The organism is Geodermatophilus sabuli (assembly GCF_900215145.1).
In the GTDB taxonomy this organism is placed as follows: Bacteria; Actinomycetota; Actinomycetes; order Mycobacteriales; family Geodermatophilaceae; genus Geodermatophilus; species Geodermatophilus sabuli.
This window is the reverse complement of record NZ_OBDO01000007.1, coordinates 145,112-164,052: the sequence shown is the minus strand read 5'-3', so window position 1 is coordinate 164,052 and position 18,941 is coordinate 145,112. Positions and strand designations below refer to the sequence as shown.

Here is an 18,941-nt window from a genome sequence, read left to right as displayed (position 1 = left end):
GAGGTGCGGCGGCCGGGCCCCCGGGTCGCGGTGCCGCACCTCCTCCGGTCATGCCAGCACAGATCTGACCGGCGCCCGGGCGCCCCCGGCCGCGAGCCGGGACACCCGGGTACGAGGGAGCGGCGAGGGCCGCTGGGGAACGGGAGACTCGCATGAGCGACCGGACGCAGGGTTCGGTGCGCACCGGGTCCCGGCCTGGGGGCGCCACCACCTCGGAGGGGACGCCGACCGGCCAGCAGCCCGCCGCCGACGGGGAGGGCGCCGCCGCAGCCGGGCCGTCCACGCCGGCCACGGGTACCCAGCGGGTGACCCCGGCCGACACCACGGTGCCGGTCGCGCCCGAGTCGCCGGCCGCCGGTCCCGCCACGCCGGCAACCGGTCCCGCCACGCCGGCAACCGGTCCCGCCACGCCGGCCAGGACGGGTCCGGCGACCGGAGCCGTCGCGACCACGGCCGCTCCGGCGTCGGGGACCGGCGGCCCGTCCGCGTCCGGCGGCAAGCCCGGTAAGCAGAAGGCCGCTCGCGGCCCCCGTCGGGCCCGCCTGCAGCTGCGGCACATCGACACCTGGTCGGCGCTGAAGATCTCCCTGGTGCTGTCCATCGCGATGTTCTTCATCTGGATGGTCGCCGTCGGCGTCCTCTACGGGGTGCTCTCCGGCCTCGGCGTCTTCGAGACCCTCAACGACCTGTTCGGTCAGCTCGGCACCGCCTCCGGTGCCGACGGCAGCAGCGAGGTCATCACCCCGGGCATCGTGTTCGGCGGGGCGGCGGTCATCGGCGCGATCAACATCGTGCTCATGACCGCGCTGTGCACCGTCGCCGCGTTCATCTACAACATGTGCTCCGACCTGGTCGGCGGCCTCGAGGTGACCCTCTCCGAGCGGGACTAGGAGGAGGGGGGACACCCCCCTCCGATCGCCTCGGACGAGCCAGGTACGCTGTTCGAGGTTCACGGGCCTGTAGCTCAGGCGGTTAGAGCGCATCCCTGATAAGGATGAGGCCGGAGGTTCAAGTCCTCCCAGGCCCACCCGTGCCCGGCGCCCCACGCGCCACCCGGCCCGTCCTCCCGACGGGCCGGCCGGCCCCGCCAGGGAGCCGGGAACTCCCGTCGAGGAGGTACACCGCGTGCTGAAGAAGCTGGCTCTGGCGGCAGCCGGGGCAGCGGCCCTGGCCCTCGTCCGCAAGCGGTCCGCCGGGAAGGCCGAGGCCGACCTGTGGGCCGAGGCGACCCGAGGTCCACAGGCGGTCAGCACCCCCACCGCACGCTGACCCACCGGGGCACCCGCCCCGCACCGGGGACGTAGCTCAATTGGCAGAGCACCGCCTTTGCAAGGCGGGGGTTAGGGGTTCGATTCCCCTCGTCTCCACTCCTTCTCCACCATGGTTGACCTGCGGTTTCGCCGATTCTCCAGTCCCGTCGGGGCGGTCCGGATCGGGCGCAGTCCGCAAAAAGTCCGCAAAAGTCCGCAAGGTTGCGGACCGCAGGACGTCCAGCCGGTTGGCCACGTCGTCCAGGTCGTCGTCGAACAGGTCGGCGTAGCGGTCCAGGGTCATTGCCGCCGAGGCGTGCCCGAGCATCCGCTGCACGGCCTTGACGTTGGCGCCGGCCTTGATCGCCAGCGAGGCCGCGGTGTGCCGCAGCTCGTGCGGCGTGAGCCCGGGCTCCCCGATGGCCGCGGCGGCGGCGTCGAACCAGGCCGAGCGGGCGTTGCGGTTGCGCAGCACCGCCCCCTGCGGTGACGGGAAGGCCAGCTCGTCCGGGGGACGGGTCACCACCGTGCGGGCGAGCTCGTCGACGAGGAACCGCGGCAGCGGGACCGAGCGGCGGGCATGGGTCTTCGGGGTGCCCCAGGCAAGGGTCTTGCCATCAACCTCGGTGACCGCCTCCTCGATCAGGACCCGGCGGCGCAGCAGGTCGAAGTTCCGCACCCGCAGGGCGGCCAGCTCCGACCAGCTCAGGCCGCAGTAGCCCAACACCAGGACGGCGACGCGGCCGGGGCCGGCTGCGTCGGCGAGCGCCTCGAGCTGCTCGGCGGTGAGATACCGGCGGCGCTGCTGCTCCAGCGGGGGCAGGGCAACCCCCAGCGCGGGGTTGACCGCGAGCCGCCGGTCCTTGACGGCGAGCCCGCGGATGCCGGATAGGACGCCCTGCGCCTTGCGGACCGAGGCGCCGGCCAGGCCGGCGGCGGAGAGTTCGGACAGCCAGGCCTGGACGTCGCCGTGGGTGACCCGGATCAGCGGCACGTCTCGCCAGCGCGGTATCACGTGGGTCTTGAGGACGTCGGCGTATCGGGCGCGCGAGGTGGGCTTGAGGTTGATCTTCCCGGCCAACCAGACGGGGGCCAGCTCGCCGACCGTCAGCCGGGCCGGCTTGGGGTCGACGTAGCTGCCGGTCTGCACCGCGGCGGTGACCTCGTCGAGCCATCGCTGGGCGTCGACCTTGCGCTTGAAGTGGCGGGCGTGCTCCTTGCCCTGCGCGTCGCGGTATCGCGGCCGGTAGGTGCCGTCAGGCCGCCTGGCGATCGACCCCATCGTCGATCACCCGCCTCTCTCGAGCCCCGGCCGGGCCCCACGCCGGCGGAGGTCTACCACCGGCGCGCTCATCTCGGGAGAGAGCCTGCCGTCGATCCCCGCCTCTCTGGACGGCCGCGGCACGATCTGTGGACGGCGGTGTGCGCCGTGGGTCGGGGCGGTCACCGCCGGACGCCCGCTGCGGCGGAGGCCTGGTCGTCGCGCTGGGCGTCGATCCAGCTGCGCAGGTCGTCGGAGCGGTAGAGGACGCGGCGGCCGAGGCGGAAGCTGCGCGGACCGGTGCCCAGGTGGCGCCAGTACCGAAGGGTGGCCACCGGAGCGCGGAGCAGCTCGGCGGCCTCGGTGATGGTGAGCAGTTCGGGCTCGCGGCTGGCGGGATCGTCGGACATGGCTGGCTCCGGTGGGCTGTGCTCCGTCACGGGAGAAGGCGCCTCTTGGGCGCGATGGGTGGCAGCCGACCACCGACGGCTTCCGAAATGCTCCAGTTCTCCTCCTGCTGCTGGTGTCCGGGCCCGCGGCCCGCCGGTGGAGGCGGCCCTGCTCATCGACCGATGCCCGGTGCGGCACCTGCAGGGGCGAGGGATGCTCCCCGCTGCTCCGCCTCGGGCCGGGGGACGCTCGGTCCCGGTGCGACCGGCCGCGGGGGAGCGGCTGCCGTCCGGTCGGGCGACCGCTCCTGGCGGTCGCGGGCGGCCTCTCGAGCGGCCAGCTCGGCAGCGTGGCCGGGGCCGAGGTCGGCCCGGTCGCGGCCGAAGACGGCGATCCACTGCTCCCGTGCCTCAGCCACGTCGGCCGCGACGAGGTGAGCGGTGTTCGACGACCGGCCGCGGGTCATGCCGACGTAGGCCGAAGCGGCGCCGGTGTGCTCACCGATCACCACGTGCGCAGCGGGAACGGTGTCACCCTGCACGCCATGCACGGTGCTGGCGTAGGCCAGCTCCACCTGCTCGGCGACGTAGTCGGCGGGCAGCACCCGGACTCCTGCTCCGGCCGGGGTGACATCGCCGGAGACACCCCCGGCAGCCGTGCCGGCAGTGACGAGCAGACCACCGCGCCGGCCGACCGCGGTGACGGTCCACGTGTCCCGGTTGGCCACGTCCAGGTTGCGGTCGTTGCGGCGGGTGGCGACCCGGTCGCCGGCGCCGATCCGCTGCCCCGCCCGCGTGGTCACGACGTGGACGTCATCGACGCGCCCGTCGGCGACCAGCCGGTCCCGGATCGCGGCGTTGAGCTCGCTGACCTGCTCGCGGGTGTCCACCACCACCACCGCGGCGTCGGCTGCCCGGCCGTCGGCGGCGACGATGGCGGCCAGCGCGTCCCGGAGCGCTCCGGGGCCGGGATGCAGGCGGATCCGGCCGCCGGCGAGCAGAGCGTCGAACACCGCGCCCGGGGTGTCACACCGCCGCATCACCAGCGTCAGCTGGGCGTACTGGCTGTCCAGGACTGCCTGGCCGATGGTGTTCGTCCGGGTGAAGCGGTGCACCGACTCCAGTGTTAGGCAGGCAGCCGGATCGACGGCGCCGGCAGCCAGGTCCAGGACCCCGCCGCGGCCGACCGCGGCGAGCTGGTGGCGGTCCCCCAGCAGTGCCAGCCGCGCCCCGGCCTCGTCGGCGACGGTGAGCAGAGCGCGGGCGGTGTCCTGGTCGAGCATCCCGGCCTCATCGACGACCAGCAGATCCCCGGGCCGCAGCCGGGCTTGGTCCTGAGGCGCCGAGTGAACGCGGCCGGTGACCGGATCGACCTCGCCGACGGCGAGTCGGGTCCAGGCGCCGTGCTCGTCCCAGCGCCAGCCGTGGACGAAGACGAGGGACGCCGCCGATCCGGCGGGTGCACCGGTCTCGGCGCGCGCGACCTGGGCGGCCTTCAGCGTCGGGGTGACCACCATCAGCCGCCGCCCCTGCCGTTCGAGCAGGTCGCGGGCCGCGGCCAGCATCGTGGTCCTGCCCGCACCGGCCGCACCCTCCACCACTAGCAGCCCCCGATCGCCGGCCAGGACGGCGACCGCCGCGGCCTGACCGCCATCCAGCTCCCGCGCAACCCCGGTGGGCAGCAGGTCCGATCTGGGTCCGGCCAGGGGCGGCTGGCCGGCCCGGGCGGCAAACCGGGTGCGCAGGCCGGCCTCTACCTCGAGCACCGGCCTCGAGCTCCAGGACCGGATGTGCTCCGCCACTTCCTTACCGTCCACCAGGCGAACGCATCGGCCAAGGGGACGGGCGGTGAGGTCCTCGGCCAGCTCGAGGCGCACCGCCGCGTCGGCGACGATGCCCTCGGCTGCGACCAGATGCTCGACCTCGCCACGAACATCGGCGACGTTCCACGCCGACCGGCCGGCGGCCGGCCGGCTCAGTACCCGGTCGACGAGACCCTCTTGGTCCAGCGCGCCCACTGGGGTCGGGACCAGGTCCACGGGTCGCTGGGGATCGCGATGGCCAAGGGCGTTCAGCTCTGCCAACCAGCGGGCGGTGAGGTCCTCGCCCGGGTGAGGGGTGATCTTGTCCGGGCGGCCCTCGGCCCAGGCTCTGACGTCCCAGGCCCGCCGCAGCGTCGGCCCGGGGACCTCACCCGGGTGCGCTTGAGTCCATTCCCGTTCGTAGCGATCCAGATGCCGGTTGATCTGCACCGCCCGAGCGCTGAAAGCGCCCACGTAGTCGGCAAGCTCCAGTATTTCTCCAGTCGCGTCGAGGGTGTAGCCGTGTGCGGCCAGTGCGCTCCGAAACTGTGGGTCGGTGACGACCGCCGCGTGTCCAATCCCGTTGATCGCGGCGAGGAAGTCACGCACGCCGACCGTGTGCAGTCCTCGCCATGCACCGGCGGCGAACACGCGGGCGTTGATCTGCAGATGCACATGTCGATGCGGATCGCCGGCGCGTGAGGTGTAGTGCCGCACGGTCACCGCCTCCAGCACCTCGACCGGGAGCTGCACTTGCCCACCGCGCGGCCCGACCCGAGTCGTCGCGTGCCCGGCGAGCCAGTGGAGGATCTGGCCGGCGGCGCGGTCTTGTGCCGCGTCGTAGGCGGCAGCGATGTCCGGGTGCCGCGCCGAGGCCAGCGACCATGACTTGGGTCCGTTGACCACGACCTCGACGAACCGAACGGCGCGGTCATCGGTGCGCAACCGCCCCCGTGCCATCCCGGTCTCCGGGTCCACGCCGGCCACCCAGGCCTCATAGGCGTCGCCGGTCAGTGCCGCCATCTCCTGCACTCCACCGCCACCGGCGGCGTAGCGGCGGGCGATCCCGGCCCCCTCCGCCAGGTAGTAGTCATCCACCCGGCCCCGGCCAGCCTCCAGGTAGTTCCGGGCAGCCGTCGGCGCGCCAGCATAGATCTTCATCCCGCCACGCATTCGTCAACGCCACCCGATAATGGCCAACAGGTCACCTCCAGAAACGCCGAAAGGCCCCGCTAAGCGGGGCCCCGAGCTACCTCTACTGGTAGCATGCGTGCCGTTCTTCAGTAAATAATTGGGCGTTGGGTGTAAGTGCTGGTGGATATTCGAGATAGGGACGATAGCGGCTTACGACTGTTGGAAGTCCTCGCCGTGGCGCGCGTCGGTACAGCGCCGGAACCCGGGCCCTCTACTACGAGGCACCTTGTCAGTCGCGCCAACCACGCGACCGAGGCGTCGCTTGCCCGGCCCCACACCGGGCGGAGGTCGACACGCCCTCCATGCAGCCCCGCACGGAAGGTGCGAGGGTGTCCAGAAGGCGGCCTTAGGGACACTCCGTGTCGCGAGCAACGCGGCCCGACGGTGTGGCCGACCGGTTCCGTGGGCTAGGAGCGCATGGCTACGCATGGGGCCGTGGAGATGATCCGTTGCTTCAGCCGGGGCGCTATGTGGGGCCGACGCGCGCGGGGCTACCGAGTCCGGCCCCCAGGACGCGGGACGTCAGCAGTCTCGTCCGCGCCGGCGGCCCGTCGCGAGGTTCACTCCTTGCCCGGGTAGTGGATGCCGAACGGCTTGTTGGTGATGAACAGGAACACGCAGTCGGCGTCGTCGGTGGCGCCGTGCTCCATGACTCCGCCTTCGGGGAACCAAACGAAGCTGCCGGGCCCGAAGGTGCCCTGGTGGGTCTTCAGCGTGCCCTCGAGGACGTACATTCCGTGAGCGCAGGGATGGGTGTGCCAGACGTTGATGAAGCCGGCCCGGTAGACCACCTTCATGGCCTGCATGCCGGTGTCCGGATCGTCGATGAGCGGGATGAGCTCAAGGTCGACACCGAGCTGCGGGATGGGAAAGTCCACCCACTCGGCCGTGCTCGTGTCAACGACGGTCACTTCGACCGGCTGTAGGTCCTGGGTCATCGTTGAGCCCCTCTGTCGGGCCCGCCGACGGACGACGGGGCCGCCGATGATGTCGGCGGCGGCCTGCCCGAGCAAGGGTTGCAGGCGTGAACCGAAGGTTGGGCTGCCAATGCTTTGCGTGCCACAGGTCTAGGCTGAACCGGTGACGACCAGCCAGATGCCCGAGTTGCCACCCGCTTCCGAGGACATGCTCGCCCTGGACCGGCAGGTCTGCTTCGCCCTGGCGGTGGCCGCCCGCAACGTGATCGCCGTCTACCGGCCGGTGCTCGAGCCGCTCGGCCTGACTCACCCCCAGTACCTGGTGATGCTGGCCCTATGGCAGCACGGTCCGCTGTCGGTCAAGGCGCTGTCCGGTCTGCTGCAGCTGGACCCCGGCACGCTGTCGCCGCTACTCAAGCGGCTGGAGGCCGCCGGACTGCTGCGTCGCGAGCGGGACCCGAAGGACCAGCGCAACCTCGCCCTCGCACTGACCGATCGCGGGATGGCGTTGCGCGAGCAGGCCGAGAAGATCCCGGCCGGCATCGTCGAGCGCCTGGGCATGCCGGTCGAGCAGCTGATGCACCTGCACGAGGTGCTCACCCAGGTGATCGCCGCGTCCCAACAGGCCCTCGCCAGTCCTACGACGAGCGATGAAGCGGGACCGAAAACCACGGTGGCCTGAGTACGGCAGGTGACCCTTATCCCTCTTGGTAGGCCAAGAATTGGTACCCCAACTCTTGGCCTACCTAGCGTCCTGAGGCACCATAGAGGCGTGACCGTTGTCGATCAGGAGCGCAGAGGCGTCATGACAGACCCCGTGCAGCACGACACGTCCGAGCCGATCGTGCGGCCGGCTCCGCACCGGTGGGTCCGGTACGCCTTCGGCGGCGCACTGCCCGCCCGCCACCGCGGCTGGGTGCTGTACGACACCACCACCCGGACCTGGGCGCTGCGCCACGTCGTCCGCATGCTCGTACAGCTGGCCGTTCCGATCGCGTTACTGCTGGCATTCCTGCCGGCCGGCTGGGGGCTGCGCCTGGCCTGCGCCGGCGGTGGCCTGGCCCTGGCGCTGTTCTACTCCCTGGCCTACATGCCCGAGGCAGTCGAGAACCGCGTCGTCAAAGCCGGCTACCCGGCCGGCACCGCAACCAAGGTCCGGGACCGCGCGAGCCTCGCCCGACAGCAGCAGGAGACGGAACGCAAGCGCGCCGCCAACGCCAAGCGCGCCGCCCGCTACCGCGACCGCATGGGGCGCTGAGCCCCCAGCTTCGATCGGACCGGCGCGGCCGCAGTCACCGGGGCCGCCTCGGTCACGCTCATCCGCTCCTGCCACCTGTACCGCCCTGACCGGCCCAGACGGCGCCCTCCCGCGCGCGTCATCCCCGCGCGTCAGCCCCACCCAAGGAGAAATCGTGGCCCGAAACGATGTGCTGGTCGACGGCGACTGGCTCGAGAAGCACCTGAACGCCCCGGCCGTAGTGGTTATCCGTAGTGGTTATCGAGGTCGACGAGGACAGCGACGCCTACTACACCAGCCACATCCCTGGCGCCATCGCCCTGGACTGGCGGGCCGATCTGCAGGATCCACTGCGCCGGGACTTCGTCGACCGGGCCGGCTTCGAGGCCTGCTCTCGGAGAGGGGCGTCACCGCCGAGGACACGGTGATCCTCTACGGCGGCAACAACAACTGGTTCGCCGCCTACGCCTACTGGTATTTCAAGGTCTACGGCCACCGCGACGTCCGCCTGCTCGACGGCGGCCGCAAGCGCTGGGAGCTCGACGGCCGCCCACTGGTCGCCGACCCGGTCCAGCGCCCGGCGGCCACCTACGTCGCCCAGGACGCCGACCCGTCCATCCGCGCGTTCCGCGACGAGGTCATCGCCTCCATCGGCGTGAAGAACATCCTCGACGTCCGCTCCCCGGCGGAGTTCAGCGGTGAGATCCTCGCGCCGGCGTCCTTCCCCCAGGAGCAGCCGCAGAAGGGCGGGCACGTGCCGACCGCGGTCAACGTGCCCTGGTCGAAGGCCGCCGCCGAGGACGGCACCTTCCGCTCCGACGAGGAGCTGCGCGCCCTCTACGCCGACGCTGGCCTCGACCTGTCCGGAGAGCGAGACACGGTCGTGTACTGCCGGATCGGCGAGCGGAGCGCACACACGTGGTTCGTGCTGCGCGAGCTCCTCGGCCAGCCACAGGTGAAGAACTACGACGGCTCCTGGGTCGAGTACGGCTCCCTGGTCGGCGCCCCGATCGAGAAGTGACTGACCGGAGGTCATTCCTCTTGAGCACGGCCGGCGAGCCGGACACATTCGTCCGGGTCGCCGACCGCTTCCCCTCCGGCGTTGCCACCGATCCGGTGCTGCGCGCCATGTACCTGGCCGACCTGGGCCCCGCCCGGCAGCGCAGGACCGCCTTCCGTCCTACCTCGAGCGGGCTGGCTTCAGCCTCGCCCCCACCCTCCTGACGCTCCGCCGAGTCCGAGGACATTCACCCGCTGCACCGATCCTGGCCTCAGGATCCGCCACCGCCGACAGCGGAACGGTGACGCCGGGCCCTACCGCGCGAGACAGGACCCGGCGGTCAACCGAGGGTCCATCCCGCTTCCCGTAACCCGCTCCCCTCCGACTGCGCAGCGCCGGGGGAAGGGTGGGCCGCAGGCCCATCCCGCAGGGACGCGCAGCGCCCTTCCGGCGGCCGGCGCAGTCGGAGAGGCTCCCGCGGGTGTGGGGACGGGTGCTGTCATCAGGGGAGTGGCCGAGGCGACTGCTGCGGCGGCCCCAGTCCGCAGATGGTCCGCAAAACGCCCAGAAACGGCCAACACGGCCCGACAGGCACCAACGATAAATGCCCTGGTCAGCCGCCGTCTTCAGTGACAGCCCACTGCGCCAAACCACCCCTCGGTCGATTGTGCAAGGCGGGGGTTAGGGGTTCGATTCCCCTCGTCTCCACCAGACGCGATGTCGCGGGACACCGTTCACAGGTGTCCGCGACATCGTTCACGTTCGGGCCTGTGGCTGGTGGTCCCGGGTGGGGTCGAGGGTCGGGTCTCGGAGCAGTCCGCGTCGGAGTGCAGGCGATGAGTCTCCGCGCCGCGACCGGTCACCCCTGTCGAGTCCATGGACCCACGCGGGTCCACCGGCGCGACCACGGCGCCAGCCGCGTGCCGACGGGAGGCAACCCGATGTCCGACCTGATGGTGGACTTCATCGTCTCGCTCGACGGTTACGGAGCCGCGGAGGGCTGGCCCGGCTACTGGGGCCTGGAGGGGCCCGAGTACCTCGCCTGGATCGAGGAGGACGCCGAACGGGAGCACGTCGCCCTCATGGGCGCGACGACGTACCGACTGATGTCGGGATTCGCCGTCGAGCTGCCCGACGACCCCGGTGTGGCGGCACTCACCGCGCTGCCCAAGGTGGTCTTCTCCTCGACCCTGGAGCCGCCCCTGTCATGGGGCAACACCGAGCTGGTCGGCGGGGACGCGGTCGAGGCCGTGCGCGACATGAAGCGGCGCGACCCGCGACCGCTGCGCACCGTCGGCAGTCTCAGCCTCAGCCGGTCGCTGCTCCGAGCCGGTCTGGTGGACCGCTTCCGCGTGGTCGTCTTCCCGGTCATCACCGGCGCCACCGGACGGGAGCGCATCTTCGACGGGTATCCCGACATCGCGCTCGACCTGGTCGACGGCCGCACGTTCGACGGTCGGCTCCAGCTGCTCGAGTACGTGCCGACGGTGCTCGACGGACCACCCGGGGTCGGCGACCACGCGCCCTCCTGACAGCCGGTCCACCGCGCGCACCGACCCCACCCGCACGCAGCGCCCAGGGACCTCCGTCACTGGACGCGGCGCCCCTGGAGGGTGACCGTCGGGGCCGCCGCGGGCCCACCGGCCGGGCGGGGCACGGCTCTCTGACGAGGAGGAGCCATGGCGCGGAAGACCATGGACTGCCGGACCATGCCGAGCGACAGCAACTGCACCGTCCAGATCTCCGGCGAGGAGGACGAGGTCCTCGAGACCGCGGCGGCACACGCGGTCGCCGCACACGGGCACACCGACGGCCCGGAGCTGCGCGACGGGCTGCGGGCCGCCCTGCGGGACGAGGAGGTGCTCCTCGTCGACGACGGCTCGTTCGTCCAGCTGATCGAGTTCCACGCCCGCGACCTGAGCGGCTTCCGGGCGACCGCCGAGCAGTGGCGCGAACGCATGGGCAAGGAGACGACGGCCCGCTGGGGGGTGGTCGCCGCCGACCGCGACCGTCCGGACACCTACGTCGAGCTGGTCGGCTTCCCCGACCACGACGCGGCGATGCGCAACTCCGAGCACCCGGTGACCACCGACTTCGCCAAGCGCATGCATGAGGTCACCGAGGGCGAGGCGTCGTTCCGCAACCTCGACGTCGTGGAGGTCCTGCGCATGTAGGAGGACCCCCTTGCCCCCCGCCACTCGCAGGCTCGCGGCGGGACCCTGCAAGGGGGCCGTGTCCGCTCCCCGCGGTTCGCGGGGAGCGGACCAGTGGGAGAGTGGGCGGCGTGACCGAATCGACTCCCGCACGCCGCGCCGTGCTGCACACCAACCACGGCGACATCACCGTGGACCTGTTCCCCGACCACGCCCCGAAGACGGTCGCCAACTTCGCCGACCTCGCCGAGGGCCGCCGGGAGTGGACCCACCCGCAGACCCGCGAGAAGACCACCGACCGCCTCTACGACGGCACGGTCTTCCACCGGATCATCGACGGCTTCATGATCCAGGGCGGCGACCCGCTCGGTCAGGGCATCGGCGGCCCCGGCTACAAGTTCGGCGACGAGATCCACCCCGAACTGGCCTTCACCAAGCCGTACCTGCTGGCCATGGCCAACGCCGGCCCCGGCACCAACGGCTCGCAGTTCTTCATCACGGTCGCCGCGACCACGTGGCTGACCGGAAAGCACACGATCTTCGGCGAGGTGGCCGACCAGGCCAGCCGCGACGTCGTCGACCGCATCGCCAAGGTGCCCACCGCCCGCGGTGACCGGCCGGTGGAGGACGTCGTCCTGCAGTCGGTCGAGGTGCAGCGCAGCTGACCACCGGCCCCGACGACGGGGGCGCCGGCCCTGGCCAGCCGCAGCCGGCGCCCCCGACGACCACCTGCTACCGGCACCCCGACCGGCCCACCCGCATCTCCTGCACGCGGTGCGGGCGGCCGATCTGCCCGGAGTGCATGACCCCCGCCTCGGTGGGGTTCCAGTGCCCCGCGTGCGTCCGCGAAGGGCAGGCCGGCGTACGCCGGCCGCGCCGGCCGTCCGCGCTGCGCCGGGCGAGCGGCCGCTTCGGCGCGGTCACGGTGAGCCTCATCGGGCTCAACGTCGCCATGTTCGTCGCGACGGCGGTCTCCGCGGGTCTGGTCGGGGCCAACCCCCTGGACAACCAGTTCTCACCGCTGTTCGCCCGCCTGGCGCAGATCCCGATCCTCGTGGAGCTGGGCGAGGACTGGCGGCTGCTCACCGCCGCCTTCCTGCACATCGGGCTCGTCCACCTGGTGCTGAACATGCTCGCGCTGCTCGTGTTCGGCTCCGAGCTGGAACGGCAGCTGGGCCGCTGGCGCTACCTCGTCGTCTACCTGGTCTCCCTGCTGGGCGGGGCGGTGGCGCTGCAGTTGTTCGGCGACCCGGGCCGCGCGGTCGCCGGCGCGTCCGCGGCCATCTACGGCCTCCTGGGCGGCCTGGCGGTCGTGATGATCGCCCGGAAGCAGGACCTGCGCGGCCTGCTCACCCTGCTGGCGATCAACGTCGTCATCAGCTTCCTGCCCGGCGTCTCCCTGCTCGGCCACCTCGGCGGGCTGGTCGCCGGGTTCGCCGCCACCGCGGTGGTGGTCCTGGCCCGCCGGCGCACGGAGCTGCAGGTGCTCGGCCTCATGCTGCTGGCCGCGGCGCTGGCCGTCGTCGCGCTGACCGTGCCGACGCTCGTCGTCCTCGGTTAGCGCGGCGACCAGGCCAGCAGGGCCCGGGCGACGTCCTCGGGGTCGGTGCCCAGGTCGCGGCGACCGAGCAGGAGCAGGACGCCGTCGTCGTCCCCATCCGGGGCGGCGTCGAGCTCCAGCAGCCGGGACCGGACGCCGAGCCGCCGCGTCTCCCGCAGCCGGATCCGCAGCCCGGTCCAGGGCAGCGCCACCGTGCCGGTCAGCGTGCGGACGGCGACCCCGGCCGGACCCGCGGTGAGGCGCGGGCGCAGCACGAGGTCCCGCGTGGCCAGCGCCATCAGGAGCAGGGCGGCCCCGCCCACGAGGACCCGCCCGGCGGGGTCGAGCAGGACCGCGACCAGCGCGAGGACGACGCCCCCGGCTCCCAGGGCCCAGGTCTCCGCCCGGCGCGCCGACCACTCCACCCGTCCAGCCTCCCAGGCGCCTCTGGGGCGCGGATGCTCGGACGTCCTACCATTCGGCCAGGGACGGCGGGAAGCCGCCGACGTGGACGAGGAGTGGTCATGCGAGATGCCGTTATCTGTGCCGCCGTGCGGACCCCGGTGGGCAAGCGGGGCGGGGGGTTGTCCGGTGTGCACGCCGTCGACCTCTCCGCACACGTGCTGGAGGCGCTGGTCGAGCGCAGCGGCATCGACCCCGCGGTGGTCGACGACGTGATCTGGGGCTGCGTCAGCCAGATCGGGGAGCAGACGTACAACGTGGCCCGCAACGCGGCGCTGGCGGCCGGCTGGCCCGAGACGGTCCCGGGGACGACGATCGACCGGCAGTGCGGCTCCTCGCAGCAGGCGGTCGCCTTCGCGGCGGCCTCGGTCATCAGCGGTCAGGCCGACGTCGTCGTCGCCGGTGGCGTCGAGTCGATGAGCCGGGTGCCGATGGGCTCCTCGATCGGGGACGGCTCGGCCGGGCGCCCCCTCGGCCCGCGCTTCATGGAGCGCTATGGAGTGGCCCCCAACCAGGGCGTCGGCGCCGAGATGATCGCCGAGCGGTGGGGCTTCTCCCGCACCCAGCTCGACGAGTTCTCCCTCGCCTCGCACGAGAAGGCGGCCAAGGCGCAGGCCGACGGCGCCTTCGACGAGGAGATCGCGCCGGTCACCACCCCCGAGGGCACGGTGGTCCGGGCCGACGAGGGCGTCCGCCCCGGCGGCACGCTGGAGAAGCTGGCGTCCCTGAAGACCCCGTTCAAGGCCGACGGCGTCATCAGCGCCGGCAACGCCAGCCAGATCTCCGACGGCTCGGCCGCGCTGCTGGTGACCACCTCGGAGAAGGCCCGCGAGCTCGGCCTGCGCCCGCTGGTGCGCATCCACACCACGGTCATGGCCGGCGACGACCCGGTCATCATGCTCACCGCGCCGATCCCGGCGACCCACAAGGTGTTGCAGCGCTCCGGCCTGTCGGTCGACGAGATCGGCATCTTCGAGGTGAACGAGGCGTTCGCGCCGGTGCCGCTGGCCTGGCAGGTCGAGACCGGCGCGGCCCTGGACCGGGTCAACCCCCGCGGCGGGGCGATCGCGCTGGGCCACCCGCTGGGCGGCTCCGGGGCCCGGATCATGACCACCCTCGTCCACAGCATGCTCGCCACGGGCACCCGCTACGGCCTGCAGACGATGTGCGAGGGCGGGGGGATGGCGAACGCGACCATCCTCGAGCTGATCGCCGCCTGACGCCGGCCCGTGCACATCCGCGGATGTGCACGGGACCTCGCTGGATGTGCACAGACGGCCCCCGGTCCTCTGCGGACCGGGGGCCGTCGTCGTCCCTGGGGAGGGACGGTCCGCCCCGGGACATCTGCCGTGGTCAGGTCGCGTGTCGCGGGGCAGCCGGCGGGGTAGGGGCTGGCTCCGGTCGCCGTCCCGCGCCTGCCGCCATGTCGATTCGTCCACAGCTGTGTGCACAACTGGGGATGGAGTCACAGGCATGTAGTTACTCGGGTGCCCTTCCCGTCACACCTGCCTCACTCGTGGGAAAAGCGCAGGTCAGCGGAGTCTGGTCGAACACCCGTTCTCCACACTCGGTGGACAACTCTGGGGGTATCGCGCTTTGTCGACCTGTGGACGCAGCGATCCGCTGTGCACAGCGTCGCTTGTGGACAACACGGTGGGTATCCGGACGCTCACACCAAAACGGCCCTCGTCTCCGGGTGGGGACGAGGGCCGTGAAGCACGCCCTCCTGCAGGTGGGACCCGGCCCCGTCCCAGGTGCCACCTCGAGCCTGCGAGGGGTGGGGAGGACGGGGTCCTCCAACGAGCAGTGAGGGGCAGGAGCGTCCTCTTCTTCAGCGCCAGCGCATCGACATGACCAGGCCGGCCACCATGAGGCCGAAGCCGACGGCGAAGTTCCACGGACCGATGCTGCTCATGAAGCCGATCCGGTCACCGGCCACGTAGAAGACCACGATCCACAGCAGCCCGAGCACCATGAGGGCGACCATCAGCGGCGCGTACCAGCGCGGGCTGGGCTGGGCGACGCGGGCCGCCGGCGTGCCGGCCTGCAGCGTGCCCTGCGGCGGCGTGTAGACCGACTTCTTGCGCACCTTGGACTTGGGCACCGTACGAACTCCCTCCGGGGCCGGTTCGTCGCTGCCGGCCGTGACAGAACTCCAGCCTAAGCTGCGGACGTGGCCGGAGCCCGCACCCTGACCCGTCGGGGGAGCCGCCGTGGCGCCGCGTGGGCCGCCCTGGTGCCCGTCGTGGCCCTGTCGGCCGGCCTGCTGTTCGCCACGTCCAGCCAGACCGCCGACGGCATGGACCTGCGCGGTGGTGAGGTCACCGAGCTGTCGGCCCTCATCGCGGACCGCGAGGAGGTCGTGCGTGGCCAGCAGGACCAGCTGGCCGCCCTGCGCGAGCAGACGCAGGCCCTGACCGAGCAGGCGGCCTCCCGGGACGGCGCGGTGGCCGCGGCCCAGGTGCAGGACGACGGTGCCGAGCTCTCGGCCGGCCTGGTGGGACTCAGCGGACGCGGTGTGGAGATCGTCCTGGACGACGCGCCGCGCCGTCCGGACGGCTCGCTGCCGATCGGGGCCCGCCCGGACGACGTCGTCATCCACCAGTCGGACGTGCAGGCGGTGGTGAACGCGGTGTGGGCGGCCGGCGCGGACGGCGTCGCGATCATGGACCGGCGGCTGATCGCCACCAGCGCCGTCCGCTGCGTCGGCAACGTGCTGCTCCTGGAGGGGCGCACCTACTCGCCGCCGTTCGTCGTCACCGCGGTCGGCGACACCACCGCCATCCGCGCCCAGCTGGCCGCCTCCCCGCAGGTCGCGGTGTTCCAGCAGGCGGTGGAGGACTTCGGGCTGGGCTTCGCCGTCCGCGACCGTCCGTCGGTGACCCTGCCGGCCCACGAGGGCACGCTCGACATGGAGTACACCACCGTCGCTGACGAGTGAGGCCCCCGTGCCGGGTCCCGCTGCGAGCGCGCGAGCCGGAGGCACGAGGTTCTTTGGTACACAGGGAACGTGAACCGGCCCGTCCTCGTCGTCGACAACTTCGACAGCTTCGTCTACAACCTGGTCCAGTACCTGGGGCAGCTGGGCGTGCACTGCATCGTCCGCCGCAACGACGCCGTGACCGTCGACGAGCTCGCCGACCTCGACGTCGCGGGCGTGCTCCTCTCGCCCGGTCCCGGGACGCCGTCCGGCGCCGGGGTGACCGTGCCGATGGTGCGAGCCGCCGCGGACGCCGGGACGCCGGTCCTCGGGGTGTGCCTGGGCCACCAGGCGATCGCCGAGGCGTTCGGCGCCGAGGTGGTGCGAGCGCCGGAGCTGCTGCACGGTAAGACCAGCCAGGTGGTGCACACGGGCGCCGGCGTCCTCGCCGGGCTGCCGTCGCCGTTCACCGCCACCCGGTACCACTCGCTGGCCGTGGAGCGCTCCACCGTGCCGGCCGAGCTGGAGGTGACCGGCGAGACGCCGTCGGGGATCGTCATGGCGCTGCGGCACCGGGAGCTGCCCATCGAGGGCGTGCAGTTCCACCCCGAGTCCGTGCTCACCGAGGGCGGGCACCGGATGCTGGCCACGTGGCTGGAGTCCTGCGGTCTCGCACCCGACCCCGCGGCCGTCGAGGCGGCCACCGCGGCCGCGCACCGGCTCACGACGGTCGCCACGCCCGTCTGAGCCCCCCAGGAACGACGCAGGGCCCCTCCCGGTGCGGGGGAGGGGCCCTGCGTCGTCTCGGGCCGATCAGGGCGGGCCGCTGTCACCGCCGGTCTGGGGCGCCCGGCCGACGGTGATGGTCACCGTCGAGCCCGGCTGCACCTCGGCGTTCGCCGACGGGCTCTGCGCGATCACCAGGCCGACGTCGGCCTGGTCGGCGGCGTCCTGCTGGACCACGTCCACGGTCAGATCCAGCCCCTGCAGCGTGCTGGTCGCCGCGGCCTGCGGCTGGTCGACGACGTTCGGCACGCGCACGGTCTCCGGCTCCGCGGGGCCGCCGGAGACCTGCAGGGTGATCTGCGTGTCGGCGGTGGCCTGGCTGCCGCCGGCGGGGGACATGGCGACGACGGTGCCCGGGGGCTGCTCGTCCTCGACCGGCTCCACCCGGACGTCGGTGAACCCGTCGTCACGCAGGGCCTGGGTCGCGGTGTCCTGCTGCTGGCCGACGACGTCGCGCACCTGCGCGTCCCCGTCGGACACCGACAGCGTGATCGTCGTGTCCAGGGGGACCTGGGTGCCCTCCTCCGGGTCGACGGCGACGACGGTCCCCTCCGGCTCGAGGGAGTCGACGCTGTCCCGGTTGATGTTCCCCGTGAGACCCGCGTTCTCCAGCGCGGTCCGCGCGTCGTCCTCGTCGAGGTTGACCACCGGCGGGACGGTGGTGCTGTCCGGCGCCGTGCCGACCACGAGGTCGACCGCGGTGCCCTCCTCGCGTGGCACGCCGCTGGCGGGGTCGCTGGACAGGACGTTGCCGACCTGGGCGTCGTCGGTCGTGACCTCGGTGGTCACGTCGCCCACCACCAGTCCGGCGCCGGTGATCGCGGCCTCCGCCTCGGCCTGCGGGAGACCCACCAGCGTCGGCACCGCGACCTCGCGGGCGGCCGGCGGTGCGTCGTCGCCGGAGTCGAGCAGCAGCGCTGCGGCGATCACGCCACCGATCACCAGGACGGCGGCGACGACGGCGATGACCACCCGGGTGCGCTTGCGCCTGCGGGCCGCCTCGTCGTCCTCGTCCCAGTCCTCGTCGCCGTAGCCCGGCGTCGCGCCGAGGATCGTGGTCTTCTCGGCGTCGTTCATGACCGGCGTGGCCTCGACCCGCTGCCCGGCCAGCGCCCGCAGCAGGTCGTTGCGCATGTCGGCGGCCGACTGGTAGCGGTTGGCCGGGTTCTTGCTCATCGCCTTGAGCAGGATCGCGTCGAGCTCCGGCGGGATCACCGGGTTGATCGACGACGGCAGCCGGGGGTCCTCGCGCACGTGCTGGTAGGCGACCGCCACCGGGGAGTCACCGGTGAACGGCGGCGCGCCGGTGACGAGCTCGTAGAGCAGGCAGCCGACCGAGTAGACGTCGGAGCGGGCGTCGACGCCCTCACCGCGGGCCTGCTCGGGGGAGAGGTACTGGGCGGTGCCGATGACCGCAGCGGTGGAGGTCATCGTCGCCGCGGAGTCGGAGACCGCGCGGGCGATGCCGAAGTCCATGACCTTGACGGAGCCCTGCGGCGTGATCATCACGTTCCCGGGCTTCACGTCGCGGTGCACGATGCCGTTGCGGTGGCTGAAGTCCAGCGCCCCGCAGATGTCGGCGGCCAGGCTCATGGCCCGCTCGGGGGAGAGCACGCCCTCGCCGCGCAGCACGTCACGCAGGGTCTGGCCCTCGACGTACTCCATGACGATGTACGGGGTGGCCCCGCTGGCCGAGCGGTCCTCGCCGGTGTCGTAGACCGCGACGATCGCGGGGTGGTTCAGCGAGGCCGCGGCCTGGGCTTCGCGCCGGAACCGCACCTGGAAGGACGGGTCGCGGGCCAGGTCGCTGCGCAGCACCTTGACCGCCACCTCACGGCCGAGCCGGAGGTCGCGGCCCCGGTGCACCTCGGCCATGCCTCCACGGCCGAGCACCCCGCCGATCTCGTAGCGCTCTCCGAGCACCTGCGGCGTGGTCATCAGGGGTCCTCTCGGGCGGTGCGGTCCCGCGTCCGGACGGGGGCGGGGCACGGGCAACAGCGGCGGACGGACGGGCCGGCGGGGAGCCTAAC

19 protein-coding genes, 2 tRNA genes and 2 pseudogenes are annotated in these 18,941 nt (G+C 72.5%); 16 read left to right on the top strand and 7 right to left on the bottom strand.

What is annotated here, in order from left to right; genetic code table 11:
* The first annotated feature begins 152 nt into the window (after positions 1–152).
* From CRP39_RS16530 to CRP39_RS16520, 4 genes are all read left to right on the top strand, one after another.
* Positions 153–890 carry a DUF3566 domain-containing protein gene (locus tag CRP39_RS16530; RefSeq protein WP_097207470.1) on the top strand — a complete coding sequence of 246 codons (738 nt, stop codon included), beginning with the start codon at positions 153–155 and terminating at the stop codon, positions 888–890.
* Between the two features lie 63 nt (positions 891–953).
* Positions 954–1,027: transfer RNA gene (locus tag CRP39_RS16525), tRNA-Ile, on the top strand.
* 98 nt (positions 1,028–1,125) lie between these two features.
* Positions 1,126–1,269 (top strand): DLW-39 family protein, encoded by a 144-nt coding sequence (locus CRP39_RS26925; RefSeq protein ID WP_172442478.1) that lies wholly within the window; start codon positions 1,126–1,128, stop codon positions 1,267–1,269.
* A gap of 25 nt (positions 1,270–1,294) precedes the next feature.
* Positions 1,295–1,367 (top strand) — tRNA-Ala (locus CRP39_RS16520).
* 169 nt (positions 1,368–1,536) lie between these two features.
* Here CRP39_RS16520 and CRP39_RS16515 read toward each other — a convergent pair.
* The 4 genes and pseudogenes from CRP39_RS16515 to CRP39_RS16500 all read right to left on the bottom strand — a co-directional run.
* Positions 1,537–2,532: pseudogene (locus tag CRP39_RS16515) on the bottom strand (site-specific integrase); the annotation flags it as partial.
* 161 nt (positions 2,533–2,693) lie between these two features.
* The gene (locus CRP39_RS16510) at positions 2,694–2,921 is read right to left on the bottom strand and encodes a helix-turn-helix transcriptional regulator (RefSeq protein ID WP_097207469.1); all 228 of its coding nucleotides are present in this window, start codon (positions 2,919–2,921) and stop codon (positions 2,694–2,696) included.
* A 152-nt stretch (positions 2,922–3,073) separates the two neighbouring features.
* Positions 3,074–5,863, bottom strand: coding sequence for a MobF family relaxase (mobF, locus tag CRP39_RS16505; protein ID WP_375791629.1), 2,790 nt, complete (start codon positions 5,861–5,863; stop codon positions 3,074–3,076).
* Positions 5,864–6,456: 593 nt separating this feature from the next.
* On the bottom strand, positions 6,457–6,807 hold the full coding sequence (locus tag CRP39_RS16500) for a cupin domain-containing protein (RefSeq protein ID WP_216359771.1): 351 nt from the start codon (positions 6,805–6,807) through the stop codon (positions 6,457–6,459).
* A gap of 169 nt (positions 6,808–6,976) precedes the next feature.
* Here CRP39_RS16500 and CRP39_RS16495 point away from each other — a divergent pair, with 169 nt between their 5' ends.
* From CRP39_RS16495 to CRP39_RS16460, 9 genes and pseudogenes are all read left to right on the top strand, one after another.
* The gene (locus CRP39_RS16495; RefSeq protein WP_245853918.1) at positions 6,977–7,495 is read left to right on the top strand and encodes a MarR family winged helix-turn-helix transcriptional regulator; all 519 of its coding nucleotides are present in this window, start codon (positions 6,977–6,979) and stop codon (positions 7,493–7,495) included.
* Between the two features lie 123 nt (positions 7,496–7,618).
* The gene (locus CRP39_RS16490; protein ID WP_097207465.1) at positions 7,619–8,071 is read left to right on the top strand and encodes a DUF5313 family protein; all 453 of its coding nucleotides are present in this window, start codon (positions 7,619–7,621) and stop codon (positions 8,069–8,071) included.
* Between the two features lie 233 nt (positions 8,072–8,304).
* Positions 8,305–8,478, top strand: coding sequence for a hypothetical protein (locus CRP39_RS28385; protein WP_245853937.1), 174 nt, complete (start codon positions 8,305–8,307; stop codon positions 8,476–8,478).
* Positions 8,475–9,071: a sulfurtransferase gene (locus tag CRP39_RS16485; protein ID WP_425432563.1), complete on the top strand. Its 597-nt coding sequence runs from the start codon at positions 8,475–8,477 to the stop codon at positions 9,069–9,071. Before CRP39_RS28385 ends, CRP39_RS16485 begins: the two co-directional genes overlap by 4 nt.
* Positions 9,072–9,991: 920 nt before the next feature.
* Positions 9,992–10,582: a dihydrofolate reductase family protein gene (locus CRP39_RS16475; protein WP_097207463.1), complete on the top strand. Its 591-nt coding sequence runs from the start codon at positions 9,992–9,994 to the stop codon at positions 10,580–10,582.
* A gap of 147 nt (positions 10,583–10,729) precedes the next feature.
* Positions 10,730–11,224, top strand: a complete 495-nt coding sequence (locus CRP39_RS16470) for a DUF1059 domain-containing protein (RefSeq protein ID WP_097207462.1) — start codon at positions 10,730–10,732, stop codon at positions 11,222–11,224.
* A 110-nt stretch (positions 11,225–11,334) separates the two neighbouring features.
* Complete coding sequence (locus CRP39_RS16465) at positions 11,335–11,868, top strand: peptidylprolyl isomerase (protein ID WP_097207589.1); 534 nt, start codon at positions 11,335–11,337, stop codon at positions 11,866–11,868.
* A pseudogene (locus tag CRP39_RS28380) lies at positions 11,865–11,999 on the top strand (hypothetical protein); the annotation flags it as partial. The gene CRP39_RS16465 and the pseudogene CRP39_RS28380, both read left to right, overlap by 4 nt.
* Before the next feature lie 6 nt (positions 12,000–12,005).
* Entirely contained in the window at positions 12,006–12,764 is a 759-nt protein-coding gene (locus tag CRP39_RS16460; RefSeq protein ID WP_097207461.1) for a rhomboid family intramembrane serine protease, read from the top strand.
* Here the strand turns inward: CRP39_RS16460 and CRP39_RS16455 are convergent.
* Positions 12,761–13,168 (bottom strand): PH domain-containing protein, encoded by a 408-nt coding sequence (locus tag CRP39_RS16455; protein ID WP_097207460.1) that lies wholly within the window; start codon positions 13,166–13,168, stop codon positions 12,761–12,763. The genes CRP39_RS16460 and CRP39_RS16455 overlap by 4 nt on opposite strands.
* 99 nt (positions 13,169–13,267) lie before the next feature.
* Between CRP39_RS16455 and CRP39_RS16450 the strand changes: the two genes are divergently transcribed.
* Positions 13,268–14,425, top strand: a complete 1,158-nt coding sequence (locus tag CRP39_RS16450) for a thiolase family protein (RefSeq protein ID WP_097207459.1) — start codon at positions 13,268–13,270, stop codon at positions 14,423–14,425.
* Positions 14,426–15,036: 611 nt separating this feature from the next.
* On the opposite strand, the gene crgA is transcribed toward CRP39_RS16450, so the two are convergent.
* A complete protein-coding gene (gene crgA, locus CRP39_RS16445) occupies positions 15,037–15,309 on the bottom strand; it encodes a cell division protein CrgA (RefSeq protein ID WP_097207458.1) in 273 nt (90 codons plus the stop codon).
* Positions 15,310–15,378: 69 nt separating this feature from the next.
* Between crgA and CRP39_RS16440 the strand changes: the two genes are divergently transcribed.
* Together CRP39_RS16440 and CRP39_RS16435 are read left to right on the top strand one after the other, a co-directional pair.
* Complete coding sequence (locus CRP39_RS16440; protein WP_097207457.1) at positions 15,379–16,146, top strand: DUF881 domain-containing protein; 768 nt, start codon at positions 15,379–15,381, stop codon at positions 16,144–16,146.
* Between the two features lie 69 nt (positions 16,147–16,215).
* Positions 16,216–16,872 (top strand): aminodeoxychorismate/anthranilate synthase component II, encoded by a 657-nt coding sequence (locus CRP39_RS16435; protein ID WP_097207456.1) that lies wholly within the window; start codon positions 16,216–16,218, stop codon positions 16,870–16,872.
* 66 nt (positions 16,873–16,938) lie between these two features.
* Here CRP39_RS16435 and pknB read toward each other — a convergent pair whose 3' ends face one another.
* Positions 16,939–18,849, bottom strand: a complete 1,911-nt coding sequence (pknB, locus tag CRP39_RS16430) for a Stk1 family PASTA domain-containing Ser/Thr kinase (RefSeq protein WP_097207455.1) — start codon at positions 18,847–18,849, stop codon at positions 16,939–16,941.
* Positions 18,850–18,941: the final 92 nt, after the last annotated feature.

Excerpts from the sequence above, each read along its gene's own strand:
- mobF (WP_375791629.1), bottom strand. The coding sequence starts at position 5,863 with ATGAAGATCTATGCTGGCGCGCCGACGGCTGCCCGGAACTACCTGGAG.
- CRP39_RS16490 (WP_097207465.1), top strand. The coding sequence starts at position 7,619 with ATGACAGACCCCGTGCAGCACGACACGTCCGAGCCGATCGTGCGGCCG.
- CRP39_RS16470 (WP_097207462.1), top strand. The coding sequence starts at position 10,730 with ATGGCGCGGAAGACCATGGACTGCCGGACCATGCCGAGCGACAGCAAC.
- CRP39_RS16450 (WP_097207459.1), top strand. The coding sequence starts at position 13,268 with ATGCGAGATGCCGTTATCTGTGCCGCCGTGCGGACCCCGGTGGGCAAG.
- pknB (WP_097207455.1), bottom strand. The coding sequence starts at position 18,849 with ATGACCACGCCGCAGGTGCTCGGAGAGCGCTACGAGATCGGCGGGGTG.
- CRP39_RS16510 (WP_097207469.1), bottom strand. The coding sequence starts at position 2,921 with ATGTCCGACGATCCCGCCAGCCGCGAGCCCGAACTGCTCACCATCACC.
- CRP39_RS16460 (WP_097207461.1), top strand. The coding sequence starts at position 12,006 with ATGACCCCCGCCTCGGTGGGGTTCCAGTGCCCCGCGTGCGTCCGCGAA.
- CRP39_RS16530 (WP_097207470.1), top strand. The coding sequence starts at position 153 with ATGAGCGACCGGACGCAGGGTTCGGTGCGCACCGGGTCCCGGCCTGGG.
- CRP39_RS16475 (WP_097207463.1), top strand. The coding sequence starts at position 9,992 with ATGTCCGACCTGATGGTGGACTTCATCGTCTCGCTCGACGGTTACGGA.